Here is a 12,864-nt window from a genome sequence, read left to right as displayed (position 1 = left end):
TGTGTTTCTAAAGATCGAGTTTATCGATATATTCTCGTAAAGTATGAGCCGATTTTTTGAGGAGTTTTTCTTCGTTTTCAGCTAGGGTAAAATTCATAACTTTCATCACACCTTTTTGGTTAACAATTGAAGGTAAACTAATACAAATATCTTCAGACAATCCGTACATTTTATCGACTCGGGTACTGACGGTAAAAATCCGATTTTGATTGCCAAGAATAGCTTTAACAATCTCTGTTACGGCTAAACCAATGGCATAGGAAGTATATCCTTTTCGCTTAATAATTTCATAAGCGGCATTTTTTACCTGTTCAAAAATTTCATTTAATTCTGCCAAATCACAACTTGGGCTTCCTTCCCAGTCACCATCACAGATTTTCATTCCCGCAACATTTGCCTTACTCCAAACCGGAACTTCACTATCACCATGTTCACCAATAATATAAGCATGAACACTGCGAGGATCAATATCAAGTCGGTTAGCTAATAAAGCGCGAAAACGAGCGGTATCGAGTACCGTTCCTGAACCAAATACTCGGGAACTGGGAAAACCGGAAAGCTTGAGACTAACATAGGTCATAATATCAACAGGGTTGGCGACAATTAGTAAAATTGCATTGGGACAATGTTTCGCAACATCCCCAATTAAACCTCTGAAAATTTTGACATTACGGTGTAATAAATCTAGACGAGTTTCACCTTCTTTTTGATTGGAACCTGCTGTGACAATCACAACATCTGCATCTTGTCCAACATCGGCGACTGTTCCGGCTTTGATGCGAGTCGGAGAGATAAAAGGAACGCCATGTAATAAGTCCATGACTTCTCCTTCGACTTTTTCGGTGGCAATATCTTGTAAGATTAGTTCATCAAAACAGTCTTGAATTAAGATAGAATAGGCACAAGCCATTCCGACTTGACCTGCTCCAATGATTACCCCTTTACGAAGTTTAATTTTACTGTGAAAATTCTCCGCATCTGGATGTAGATTAAATAATCCCTCAAACATAAATCCTCCCGTTAATTAATTAATTTTTGAGTTCATTCAATTCGACAAATTGTACGTGACTATACAATTGAGTTTTTTTGACTTGTTCTACAACAATTTTGACTGAATTACACCTAATTTTACCACTAACTTTTCAATCTCGCAGGGAAATGATTCAATGGATCATCTATTCTTAACCACAATTATAAATCTTCTTAACCTCTTAGCCAGTAGAATCTCAAAAAAAAGGGTTTATTCATCTATCTAATGAGGTAAAATGAGGAGAATTAAATCCTCATAATTCACAAGTGATATCTATAAAAAGGTAGATTTTTTTTAATCCATCGTTTTGTACCTGATAGAAATTGATGTTAAGATTTTAAATCTAAGTCAATTCCAAAAGAATCTCGTAAAATTTTGTTATATTCTGCTTCAGTCTGTATGGTATAGTCTTGTCGTTGACCATTTTGGGTGATTATTAATCGATTATCGCTCAATGTGATTCGACCTTCAAGAGTTGCTTTCGTACAGATACGACGCTGAGTGAAAATAGATTGAGGAGAAGTTTGATTATATTCACAAGTGGGTTGAAAATCTGTTAGTTTTCTAGGTGTTAAAGTAAAACAATATTTGGGTTGATAGTGGTTATCCTTTTTTTGATAAAATATCCAGTTAATATCCTCTTTTATTAACTGATAATATTCTTCATTTTTGATTTGTTCAGTTAAAGTTTCTAACTTCAAAGGATAAAGAAATGAGTCTCCAAAACCAACATCAGCTAACCAATTATCTCTATCTTTTACCAATAGCGTTAAATGACCAAATTCTCGCCCAAAATGACCATCTTCTCGCGCCACCTGAGCGGAAAGTAGAGTCACCTTAAAACCCAGTTTTTGCAAGAGCCAAGAAAATAAAGAATTAAGTTCATAACAAAATCCTCCTCGGTTTTGTCGAACAATTTTAGTGTATAAAGCTTCTAAATTGAGATGAATCGGTTGGTTGAGATGAATACTAAGATTTTCAAAGGGAACGGTGAGTAAATGACAGCAATGCAGTTGATGAAGCGTCTCAAGATTGGGTTCAAGAGAGCCTTGATAGTGAATACGGTTTAGATAGGCTTCAACGTCCATATAAAACTTAATATTTTGATCATTATTCCTGATCAAATTTCTGTTCAATTTGACGATATTTCGGGACATCAATCAGTTTCTCAAACTCCTGAAAACTGACTAAGTTTTTTAAATTAGCTGTAGTTCCTGTTTCTTTCAACTGACGCAAACAATCCATCATTGCTTTGGTTACTGTGAATAAACCCGATAACGGAAAAAAGACGATTTTAAACCCCAACTGTTGTAATTCATGGGCTGACAATTGCGGTGTTTTTCCGCCTTCTATGATATTTGCAACTAAAGGAATATTGGGTAAAGCATTAGCAATTTTAACAAGTTCATCTTCAGACTGGGGTGCTTCAATAAAGATCACATCAGCACCCGCTTCAAAATAAGCTTTCCCTCGGTTAATGGCCTCATCTAAACCCAAAGGTGCGCGTGCATCTGTCCGTCCAATAATCACTAAATTACTATCCGCTTTCGCCTCAACTGCGGCTTTGATTTTCGCAATTTGTTCGGTTGTGGAAATCACTCGTTTTCCCTCAAAGTGACCACATTTTTTAGGCCATTCTTGATCTTCTAAAATAATTCCCGAAATACCTACATTAACCGCATCTTTAACTGTACGAGTTACATTTAAAACATTACCATAGCCTGTATCTAAATCTGCAATTAACGGAATTTCAATGGACTGAACAATTCGACCAATACTATAAAACATTTCAGTCGCCGTGAGAAAGCCATAGTCGGGTAAACCGAGTGTGGATGCAGCAATACCAAACCCGCTAGTAGCGATAACTTCAAAGCCTAACTGTTCAGCGATTTTAGCACTCAAACAGTCATAAATACCCGGAATTACCAAAATTTCTGATTGTTCGAGTCGTGTTCTGAGTTGATTTCCAAAAGACATAGGGCAATATTAAACCTCTATAATTTAGGATACACCAATTTCTGTCGTTAATCCTATCAATTTTTACAAGCCGATGAAACCTCAAAAAATAATTCAGCAGTTTATCTTTGCAATAGCAGTCGGCTTTTTATTCTACTGGCTGAATATTCCGGTGGGTTGGCTACTCGGGCCAATGATCGTCGGGATTTTGTATGCTACGATTTTAGGTTATTCTCAACCCTTACCTCCGGTTTTTATGACATTGGGTAAGGCTTTTTTGGGGTTAGCAACAGCAGTTCGCTTTTCTCCAGATACTTTAATTCTTGCTGCTAATTATGCCATTCCTCTATTACTTTGTATTGCTATTACCGGAATTATGAGCTTATTTCATGGCTATTTATTAGCTCGTTTTTCAGGAATTGATCGCGTCACGGGATTGTTAGCTTTTATTCCCGGTTTGGCGTCGAGTATTGTGGCAATTGGCGAAGAAATGGGAGCAGATGCGGTGGCAATTGCTTTGTTTCAATATTTGCGTTTATTGTTAGTAATTGTGATTGTTCCGACTCTAGCAACTTTCTTGTTTCCGGCTAATTCTGAGAGTCCAAATCTAATCCCTATTTTGACAGTAGATCAATTATCTATTCCTTTCGTTTCCAATTTGTTTATATTAGCAATTTGTTGTGGTCTAGGCATCTGGGGCGGAAATAAATTTAATCTACCTGCATCAGGATTTCTAGGGACATTTATTGTCGGTTTAATTGTCTTTTGGACGTTTCCTGACTATATCCAAGTCCCTCAATGGTTATTTAAAATTGGATTGTTATTTGTCGGACTTTCAATTGGATTGAAGTTTGATTTTCAAACGGTTCGTAAACTCTTTAAAGCAGTGTTAATTGAAGCAGTATTAGTCATTTCGCTAATAATTTGTTGTTTAGCAATTGGATATGGATTTCATCGGGTGGCAGAGGTTGATATTGTTACTGCTATTTTAGGTTTAACACCGGGAGGACTTGAAGCGATGATTGCAACTGTTGTGCAGCTTGGCGGTGATACTAGCTTAGTATTAGCGATGCAATTAACTCGAATGTTAATGATTCTTTTATTGACTCCCTGGCTAACTGCTTTTGTGAGTAAACAAGACCAAAAAGATGTCTAATTGCTAATTGTTTTAAAGAAAAATAAAATAAAATAAGTTTTTTCAAAAATTTAGGTATCATAGATTTAAACTTGTGCAACTTACAACTATGTCTGAAGCTTTTACCTTTGATCAACTGATTAAAAATGTTCAGGTTATTCGTCCTCATCAGCCTTCTGTGGAAACACTTGATCTCGGGATTAAGAATGGAAAATTTGTTAAAATTGAACCGAATATTAACCCTAAATACGCTCAACAAACCTTCGATGGAAATCACCTTTTAGCCTTTCCAGGTGTGGTAGATGCTCATATGCACGTTGGGATTTATCAACCCCTCAACCAAGATGCTGTTACCGAAAGCAAAGCGGCTGCAATGGGCGGTGTAACAACCAGTTTAAACTATATTCGTACAGGTCAATATTATCTCAATCAAGGTGGTTCTTACCATCAGTTTTTCCCGAAAGTCTTAGCACTTTCTGAGGGTAATTTTTATGTTGATTATGGGTATCATGTTGCTCCAATAGCCGCCCAACATCTTGAAGAAATGCCCCAACTGTTTGAGGAGTTTGGGGTGTCTTCGTTTAAAATTTTTATGTTTTATGGCGGTTATGGGTTGCACGGATTATCTGACCAGCAAAATTTATTTTTAATGATAAATAAAGAAGAACGCTACGACGTGGCTCACTTTGAGTTTATCATGCGAAGTTTAACTCAAATGAGAGAAAAATATCCCGATTGTCAAGATTATCTCAGTTTGAGTTTGCATTGTGAAATTGCGGAAATATTGAGTGCTTATACTAAAATTGTTCAACAGGATAATACCTTAACTGGACTAAAAGCTTATAGTGCGGCTCGTCCTCCTCATTCAGAAGGTTTAGCGATTTGTATTGCGTCTTACCTCGCCCATGAAACTAACTGTATTAATATCAATTTACTGCACTTAAGTTCTCGCAAAGCTCTTGAAGCGGCTTTGATGATGCAAGCGACATTTCCTCATATTAATTTCCGTCGAGAAGTCACCGTCGGACATTTACTTTTAGATGTAGATACACCGACTAGAAAATGGGCAAAAGTGAATCCTCCCATTCGTCCGCGAGAGGATGTAGAATTTTTATGGCAAGCGGTTTTAAACGGTCAAATTGATTGGATTGTGAGCGATCACGCTTGTTGTTCTGCGGAACAAAAAGTTTCTCAAAAAGACCCCGAAAATATTTGGTTAGCGAAGTCAGGTTTTGGCGGAACTGAATATTTACTATCTGGGGTTTTTAGTGAAGGAAATAAACGCGGAATGCCTTATCATCAAATGGCTGAATTATTATCTTGGAATCCTGCACAACGATTTGGGCTGTTAGAAAAAGGGGATATTGCTGTGGGTTATGATGCGGATTTGGTGTTAGTTGATCCCCATGAAATGTTTACGGTTCAAGCGGATGAATCCCCGTCTCAACAAGGTTATACTCCCTTTGAAGGTATGGAATTAACTGGACGAGTTAAAAGTACATTTCTTCGCGGAAATTTGATTTATCACAACGGAGAAATTCTCGGTTCGCCTCAAGGACGTTATTTAAAACGACCCTATAGAAAGACTAAAAAACAATGAATTAATTTGGTATTATCTTGGTTTTTTGTGTTAAAATAGAGGTAAGTTTAATTTGTTCAGTCGCGTTTCTATGACTGAGATAACCTCAAAAATCGAACTTCCACCCCCTTTCCCAGACCATACTCAACTCCCCGAGTCGGATGGTACTTTTGTAAAAAATTTTTATAACCATCCCCAGAGTATTTTACTCACAGATTCTATCGGCCCAATCTTACAAAAAATTCATCCAGACGGACAATATGCCATCGGTCACAGTTCTCCGCGATGCAAGCTCCCGGAGCTGCTGTGACTTCGTCAAGACTGCGGGATTTATTGGCAAGAAACTGACCCGCCCGAAAAAGGAGCGGAAGCGCCGGACTGGTTTTATGTTCCGAATGTTCCGCCCAAACTTGACGGTCAAATTCGTCGTTCTTATGTCTTGTGGCGGGAATTTATGGCTCCTTTAATTGCCTTAGAATTTGCTAGCGGAAATGGAGACGAAGAACGGGATAATACACCGTTATCTCGAACGGGAGAAAAAACCAAACCGGGTAAATTTTGGGTCTATGAGCAAATTATTCGCATTCCCTATTACGGTATTTATGAAATCAATAATAGCAAGTTAGAAGTTTACACTCATCGGAACGGCTATTATCAAAAAATGTCTCCCAATGAACGCAATCATTATCCGATTTTACCTTTAGGAATTGAATTGGGATTGTGGCAAGGTCGCTATCAAAATCAAGACCAATTGTGGTTAAGATGGTGGGATAACGAAGGTAACTTGTTATTAATAGGAGATGAACGCGCCGAACAAGAAAAGCAACGTGCCGAACAAGCCGAACAAGAGCGCAAAAATGCCATTCCTCGGTTGTTGGGAATGGGTTTAAGTGTTGAACAGGTGGCGGAAGCACTCAACCTCAGCATCGAACAAGTTCAACAACAAATTTAAGCCTCAGACCACCCATTATTTGATTTTTGCTTCAAAATATAGATGGAGTCATTTTAGAGGTATCTATGTTTCCTTTCTTCAATCCTTGCTGGAATTGGGATAATTCATCTAGTTCTCACAAAGCCTACCAAGAGCGCAAACTGCAATTTATGAAGTGGATGCGAGATGATCTCGAAACTCGGCTGGCTGGACTCAATGCGGCGATAGAAACCGTTGAACGCCAAATGAATCAAGAGTAAGCACGATTAGCTTTAAAGTTTGAAATTTAAAGTTTGAGTCAGGGTGCTATTTTGGGGTACTGAATCTTGCACCTTTACTCATAATATATTAGCACAAGTTAGCATCACAGCTAACTTTTTTATTTATTAAGTAATGTTATGGAATTAACCTAGTTTATGAGTAAGAATTAAATCTCCAAAAAAGTAGTTTGATCGGATACAAATGATGTAAAATTTTTTCACAACGAACATTAGTCAAGCCTAATTTTCTATGACAGCAAATCCAGAGCGCATCGAATCTTTTCGAGCCTTAGCCCTTCAGTTGACTTGTGAGGCGGTTAATTTAGCGAGTAGTCCTTCCGAAGCCCGAAGCATTATGACGAAAGCGGTAGAGAGTTTAGAGGGAAAAATAGCCACCAGTTTAGCGTTTATTGGTTCAGACTGTCGTTTGGTGTTACTTCCTGAATATTGGTTAACAGGTTTTCCAATGGGGGAAGCATTAGGGATTTGGGCGCAGAAAGCTTGTTTGGCAATGGATGATCCTATCTATGATACTTTAGCAGAAATCGCACAGAAATTCAATATATTTTTAGCCGGAAATGCCTATGAAATTGATCCCAATTTTCCGAGTTTATACTTTCAAAGCTGCTTTATTTTTAACCCATCTGGAATAATGGTTTTGCGGTATCGACGGTTAAATTCTATGTACACGCCTACACCGCACGATGTTTGGGATAAATATCTAGATTGTTATGGTTTAGATGGGATTTTTCCGGTGGCAAAAACCGAAATTGGCAATTTAGCAACTATCGCCTCGGACGAGATATTATTTCCAGAATTAGCGCGAACCTTTGCCACCCGAGGAGCCGAAATTTTCTTACATCCAACTTCAGAAATTTATGGTCATGCAAGACTGCCAAAAGAAGCTGCAAAAGTGTCTCGGGCTGTGGAAAATATGGCTTATGTTATCTCTGCTAACACTGCCGGAATTGTTAACACTCCGCTTCCTAGTTCTTCAACTGATGGGGGTTCAAAAATAATCGACTATCGGGGGATTCTATTAGCTGAAACGGGAGCGGGTGAGAGTATGGCAGCTTTTGCAGAAATTGATTTAGCGGCGCTCCGACGCAACCGCAAACGCCCTGGGATTCAAAATTTATTGGCGCGTCATCGTTCAGGATTGTATACTGAAACATATCAGCAACCTCATTTTTATCCAGCCAACACAATGCTAGAAGGAGAGATAGAACGCCAACATTTTATTAAAACTCAGCAAGCAACGATTAACAACTTGATTCAGCAAGGAATAATTTAAAAATGGAAAAGAAAATTAAAGTTCGCAATCCCAGAACTGGAAAAATTGATTATTTTATTACACCTCTTACAGATACAGAAATTGCTGAACAGTGTAATAATTTACGACAATCTCAAATTGACTGGCAGTTAGATATTCATCAAAGAATTGAAGTTTTACAAAACTGGAAAAAAGTCCTTATTGCTGAAAAAGATGCTTTGATTCAAGCCTTGGTTGAAGATACAGGAAGAATTCGAGAGTCAGTCATGGAAGTTGATGGTGTGATTTCCAGTTTAGAGCGATGGTGTAAACTCGCACCCGAACTCTGTTTAACGGAAGAAAAAAACACAGCTATTCCGTTTATTCAGATTAAATCTCAACTCGTTCCTTATTCATTAGTTGGGGTAATTAGTCCTTGGAATTTTCCCTTGTTACTGTCTCTAATTGATGCAATTCCGGCGTTATTGGCTGGATGTGCAGTCATCATTAAACCCAGTGAAATTACTCCCAGATTTATTCAGCCTTTAGTTAAAACAATTGAATCTGTTTCCCAGTTAAATCGGGTTTTGTCTTTTATGCAAGGAGCAGGAGAAACAGGCAAAATCATAATTGAAAATGTTGATGCAATTTGTTTTACTGGCAGTGTTTCAACGGGTAAAAAAGTTTCACAATTAGCTGCAAAACAGTTAATTCCGGTGTTTTTAGAGTTGGGAGGAAAAGATCCGGCTATTGTTTTAGAATCTGCTAATTTAGAACAAGCAACTTTAGCGATTTTATGGGGTTCTGTGATTAATGCCGGACAGTCTTGTTTATCCATAGAACGGATTTATGTAGCCGAATCAATTCACGATTATTTTGTTGATAAACTTGTTGATAAAGCCAGTCAGTTATCTCTCAACTATTCTGATATCAAAAACGGTGAAATTGGGCCGATTATTTCAGCCAAACAAGCAACTATTATTGCTGAACATTTATTAGATGCAACTGAAAAAGGAGCAATTATTAATTGTGGGGGTCAAGTCGAAGAATTAAACGGAGGATTTTGGTGTCGTCCGACGGTATTAACCCGTGTTAATCGTAACATGAAAATAATAACCGAAGAAACCTTCGGCCCGGTCATGCCTATAATGACTTTTACCTCGAAAGAAGAAGCAATTAAACTCGCAAATGATAGCGTTTATGGGTTGAGTGCGGCTGTTTTTGCTGCTTCACAAACAGAAGCATTAGAAGTCGCCCAACAGATAGAAGCCGGGGCAATTAGTATTAATGATGCAGGGTTAACCGCTTTAATTAATGAAGGTGAAAAAAATTCGTTTAAATCTTCAGGTTTGGGAGGTTCACGAATGGGGGCGGCTTCAATGGCTCGATTTTTCCGCAAAAAAGCCCTCTTAACCAAAACACAACCCGTTGTAGACCCCTGGTGGTATTGACAAAACTAAAAAGTTCATAAACAATGAAAAACAATCTTATTCTTCTGTTAAAATCAGATATCCTCAAAGTACAATTATAAATTTAAAAGAGGAGAATAAATTATGTCCAATCTGCGCGAAAAAATGCCCGTTTTAGCCCGCCATGAAGGAGACTGGACAGGAAGCTATACCCTCGTTAATACGGAAGGGAAAATTATCGATAAACATCAATCTCATTTAACCTGTCAATTTCCCGAAACAGGGGATTATCCCTACTTTCAAATCAACCGTTATCACTGGGAAAATGGTAAACAAGAAGAACATCAATTCCCGGGCATCTATCAGGATAACAAACTTATTTTTGATACTGAACGCATTACCGGAAAAGCGTGGGAAGCAGATGAATCTACTCTGATTTTGTGGTTGGCTTATAAAGGCGTACCGGATGCTTATATTTATGAAATGATTCAAATTAGCCCTTGTAACAATTATCGCGCCCGCACTTGGCAATGGTTCAAAAACAATCAAGTCTATCAACGCACTTTAATTCAGGAAGAACGAATGCAATAAAATTGGGAATTTAATTGTTGTTCAAAATAAAAATTTAGATAATGAAACAGCCAGTGAAAAGAGCATATTTAGACACAGAAGACGGACAAATTCTTTACCGAATTGCTGGCAAAGGAGAACCTATTTTACTCCTACACATGACACCTCGAAGCGGCGATGAATTTCGAGAAATTATCCCCATTTTAGCCGAAAGTCAACAAGTGATTGCAATGGATTTAATGGGGTTGGGAGATTCAGACAAACCGCCTAGAGAGTATTCTGTCGCTGATTATGTTCAAAACATTATTACACTTTGGGATGAGTTGGGGATAGAAAAAAGCAACGTTCTCGGAAGTGTAACGGGCGGTTATATTGCGGGAGAATTGGCGGCGATTTATCCAGAAAGAGTTAATAAATTAATTCTCTGTAATGTGCATGGATTTGATGCCGAAGAACAGCAAAAAATTGTGCAAAGATATTCAATAGGATTTAAAATAAAAGAAGATGGTTCTCATTTAATGGAACGTTGGCTTTCTCGTGTTAATTATGTAGGAAATGGAGAGTTAAATCATCGTTGTGTGATTGATGATTTAAAATGCTTTGGTTTTCCTGTCTATCCGGGTGTTGCTGTAGCAAATTACTGTTTGTTAGCAAAAGAAAGATTTAAACAGATTCAATCTCCAACTCTAGTTTTAACCGGAGATAAAGCGTTAGAACCCTTAGAAAAAGCAGGTTTAGCAAAAGCAGAAAATCAAACTTGGCTATCTGAGTCTATTCCTGACATTCAAGAGATTATAATTGAAAATGGTACGCTTTGGATGATGAATCAACAACCTGAAAATATTTGCAAGTTAGTGGACGATTTCTTAAAAACTTCATAGATTCATTAATTTAAAAACCATGAATATAAAAATAAAACGAGCTTTCTTAGACACAGAAGATGGTCAAATCCATTACCGAATCGCGGGAGAGGGAGAACCTTTACTGTTATTACATATGAATCCTCGCAGTGGTGACGAATATCGGGAATTAATGCCGATTTTAGCCCAAACAAAAAAAGTCATTGCAATGGATTTAATGGGGTTTGGAGACTCCGATAAACCCCCGAGAATGTACACAATTTCTGACTATGCTAAAACGGCAATTGCTCTTTTAGATGAACTCAAAATCGAAACAGCTTGCATTTTAGGAAATCATACTGGGGCTTTTGTGTCCGGAGAAATTGCAGCCACTTACCCCAATAGAGTCAAGAAATTAATCTTAGGAAATGTTGCGGGTTTTGGAGAAGCTGGACAAGCCAAACTCTCTGAATTTTATGACATTGGCTTTCAAATTCAACCCGATGGTTCACATTTAATGAAACGTTGGTTAGCCCGTTCTCGTTATATAGGTTCGGCTGAACTTAATCATCGTTGGGTATTGGATGATTTAAAATGTTTTGGTCATCCTTTGTATGCAGTTTGGGCGGTTAAAAATTATTGTTTAGAAGCGGAAGAACGATTTCGTTTAATTCAATGTTCAACCCTTATTTTATGGGGTTTAGATGATGTTTATGAATTTGAACGTTTGGGGTTAGCCGCAGCCGAAAAACGCCATTTTGTTTCTCAAGTTATCCCGAATAACACAGTTGTTGAAATTGCTAGCGGTACAATTTGTATGATGAATCAAGTTTATCAAGAAGTTACTGAAGCCGTAATTAACTTTTTAGATGAGACACCCAATTAAATGAACCCGAAAACGTACAAAAAATTAGTTGCAAATCAAATTAGTAGCGACTTTAAATCCGCTATTGAAATCATTACAGTTCCCTTACTTGAACCCGCAGATAATGAAATTGTCATTCAAAATAAATTTGCTGGAGTCAATGCCGGTTTTGATACTTTATTATCTCAAGGAAAGATTCCCTATTTTCAACCCACTCCGCCCTTTGAATTGGGCGTTGAAGCGGTGGGGGAAGTCGTAGCGGTTGGTCAAAATATTACCACTTTAAAAATAGGTGATGCTGTCGCCACAACAATTCGGGGGGGTGGCTATAGCGAATATCAGGTAATTGATGCAAACCTCGCCATCAAAGTTCCCCAAGCAACCCCAGAAATTTTAACATTAATTCCCACCGGAATTTCTGCTTTAGTCGCCTTAGAACAGGTGGGAGAAATGACAACTCAAGAGACAATATTAGTCACCGCAGCAGCAGGAGGAACCGGACACATAGCCGTTCAAGTGGCAAAATTAGCGGGAAATCATGTAATCGGAACTTGCGGTTCAGAAGCCAAAGCCAACCTACTCAAAAAATTGGGTTGCGACCGGGTAATTAACTATCGAAAAGAAGATGTAAACGAGGTGCTTCAGCAAGAATATCCAGAGGGAATTAACTTGGTTTTTGAATGTATTGGTCGCAAAATATTTGATGTTTGCGTTGATAATTTAGCCGTTCGAGGTCGCTTAATTGTCGTTGGTTTTATCTCCGAATATGCAGAACAATTAGAAGTGGTAAATCAACCCAGAATTTATGAAAAAATCTTTTGGAAAGGGGCTTCAGTTAGAGGTTTTCTGATGCCACTTTATCAAAAATACAGTTTAGAAGCTAGAAATCGTTTATTTCATTTACTCGAATCCGGTCAAATTCAAGTTGCAATTGATTCGGCCGAATTTAAAGGAATTGAATCTATTCCCTCTGCGGTTAATTACTTACTCGGAGGGAAAAACTGTGGAAAAGTTGTCGTTCAATTTTAGTTGAGATTT

General features: G+C 37.9%; 12 protein-coding genes and 1 pseudogene. 10 read left to right on the top strand and 3 right to left on the bottom strand.

All coding sequences use genetic code 11. The features are described from left to right. Positions 1–7 precede the first annotated feature (7 nt). From M595_RS08210 to M595_RS08200, 3 genes are all read right to left on the bottom strand, one after another. Positions 8–1,009, bottom strand: a complete 1,002-nt coding sequence (locus M595_RS08210) for an L-lactate dehydrogenase (protein ID WP_023065725.1) — start codon at positions 1,007–1,009, stop codon at positions 8–10. A gap of 350 nt (positions 1,010–1,359) precedes the next feature. Continuing rightward, positions 1,360–2,118, bottom strand: coding sequence for an arylamine N-acetyltransferase family protein (locus tag M595_RS08205; protein WP_023065710.1), 759 nt, complete (start codon positions 2,116–2,118; stop codon positions 1,360–1,362). Between the two features lie 22 nt (positions 2,119–2,140). Next, entirely contained in the window at positions 2,141–3,007 is an 867-nt protein-coding gene (locus tag M595_RS08200; RefSeq protein ID WP_023065682.1) for an isocitrate lyase/PEP mutase family protein, read from the bottom strand. A gap of 73 nt (positions 3,008–3,080) precedes the next feature. Here M595_RS08200 and M595_RS08195 point away from each other — a divergent pair, with 73 nt between their 5' ends. The 10 genes and pseudogenes from M595_RS08195 (at position 3,081) to M595_RS08155 (ending at position 12,855) form a co-directional block, all read left to right on the top strand. Next, positions 3,081–4,142 (top strand): AbrB family protein, encoded by a 1,062-nt coding sequence (locus M595_RS08195; protein ID WP_023065692.1) that lies wholly within the window; start codon positions 3,081–3,083, stop codon positions 4,140–4,142. A gap of 73 nt (positions 4,143–4,215) precedes the next feature. Then, positions 4,216–5,721, top strand: coding sequence for a dihydroorotase (locus tag M595_RS08190; protein ID WP_238987040.1), 1,506 nt, complete (start codon positions 4,216–4,218; stop codon positions 5,719–5,721). 70 nt (positions 5,722–5,791) lie between these two features. Further along, positions 5,792–6,652, top strand: a pseudogene (locus tag M595_RS08185) (Uma2 family endonuclease). Positions 6,653–6,717: 65 nt separating this feature from the next. Continuing rightward, on the top strand, positions 6,718–6,891 hold the full coding sequence (locus tag M595_RS31775; RefSeq protein WP_023065680.1) for a hypothetical protein: 174 nt from the start codon (positions 6,718–6,720) through the stop codon (positions 6,889–6,891). 250 nt (positions 6,892–7,141) lie between these two features. Further along, the gene (locus tag M595_RS08180) at positions 7,142–8,185 is read left to right on the top strand and encodes a nitrilase-related carbon-nitrogen hydrolase (RefSeq protein ID WP_023065685.1); all 1,044 of its coding nucleotides are present in this window, start codon (positions 7,142–7,144) and stop codon (positions 8,183–8,185) included. A 2-nt stretch (positions 8,186–8,187) separates the two neighbouring features. After that, entirely contained in the window at positions 8,188–9,594 is a 1,407-nt protein-coding gene (locus M595_RS08175) for an aldehyde dehydrogenase family protein (protein WP_023065707.1), read from the top strand. Between the two features lie 102 nt (positions 9,595–9,696). Next, positions 9,697–10,143, top strand: a complete 447-nt coding sequence (locus M595_RS08170; protein ID WP_023065728.1) for a DUF3598 family protein — start codon at positions 9,697–9,699, stop codon at positions 10,141–10,143. A gap of 53 nt (positions 10,144–10,196) precedes the next feature. Continuing rightward, positions 10,197–11,003 (top strand): alpha/beta fold hydrolase, encoded by an 807-nt coding sequence (locus tag M595_RS08165; RefSeq protein ID WP_238987039.1) that lies wholly within the window; start codon positions 10,197–10,199, stop codon positions 11,001–11,003. A gap of 19 nt (positions 11,004–11,022) precedes the next feature. Further along, a complete protein-coding gene (locus M595_RS08160) occupies positions 11,023–11,847 on the top strand; it encodes an alpha/beta fold hydrolase (RefSeq protein ID WP_023065739.1) in 825 nt (274 codons plus the stop codon). Continuing rightward, positions 11,848–12,855 (top strand): zinc-binding dehydrogenase, encoded by a 1,008-nt coding sequence (locus M595_RS08155; protein ID WP_023065736.1) that lies wholly within the window; start codon positions 11,848–11,850, stop codon positions 12,853–12,855. It abuts the gene before it with no gap. Positions 12,856–12,864 lie beyond the last annotated feature (9 nt).

The organism is Lyngbya aestuarii BL J, assembly GCF_000478195.2.
GTDB lineage: Bacteria > Cyanobacteriota > Cyanobacteriia > Cyanobacteriales > Microcoleaceae > Capilliphycus > Capilliphycus aestuarii.
This window is presented reverse-complemented; position numbering and strand designations above follow the sequence as displayed.

Coding starts and splice junctions, on each gene's coding strand:
- M595_RS08210 (WP_023065725.1), bottom strand. CDS start 1,009: ATGTTTGAGGGATTATTTAATCTACATCCAGATGCGGAGAATTTTCAC.
- M595_RS08205 (WP_023065710.1), bottom strand. CDS start 2,118: ATGGACGTTGAAGCCTATCTAAACCGTATTCACTATCAAGGCTCTCTT.
- M595_RS08200 (WP_023065682.1), bottom strand. CDS start 3,007: ATGTCTTTTGGAAATCAACTCAGAACACGACTCGAACAATCAGAAATT.
- M595_RS08195 (WP_023065692.1), top strand. CDS start 3,081: ATGAAACCTCAAAAAATAATTCAGCAGTTTATCTTTGCAATAGCAGTC.
- M595_RS31775 (WP_023065680.1), top strand. CDS start 6,718: ATGTTTCCTTTCTTCAATCCTTGCTGGAATTGGGATAATTCATCTAGT.
- M595_RS08180 (WP_023065685.1), top strand. CDS start 7,142: ATGACAGCAAATCCAGAGCGCATCGAATCTTTTCGAGCCTTAGCCCTT.
- M595_RS08175 (WP_023065707.1), top strand. CDS start 8,188: ATGGAAAAGAAAATTAAAGTTCGCAATCCCAGAACTGGAAAAATTGAT.
- M595_RS08170 (WP_023065728.1), top strand. CDS start 9,697: ATGTCCAATCTGCGCGAAAAAATGCCCGTTTTAGCCCGCCATGAAGGA.
- M595_RS08160 (WP_023065739.1), top strand. CDS start 11,023: ATGAATATAAAAATAAAACGAGCTTTCTTAGACACAGAAGATGGTCAA.
- M595_RS08155 (WP_023065736.1), top strand. CDS start 11,848: ATGAACCCGAAAACGTACAAAAAATTAGTTGCAAATCAAATTAGTAGC.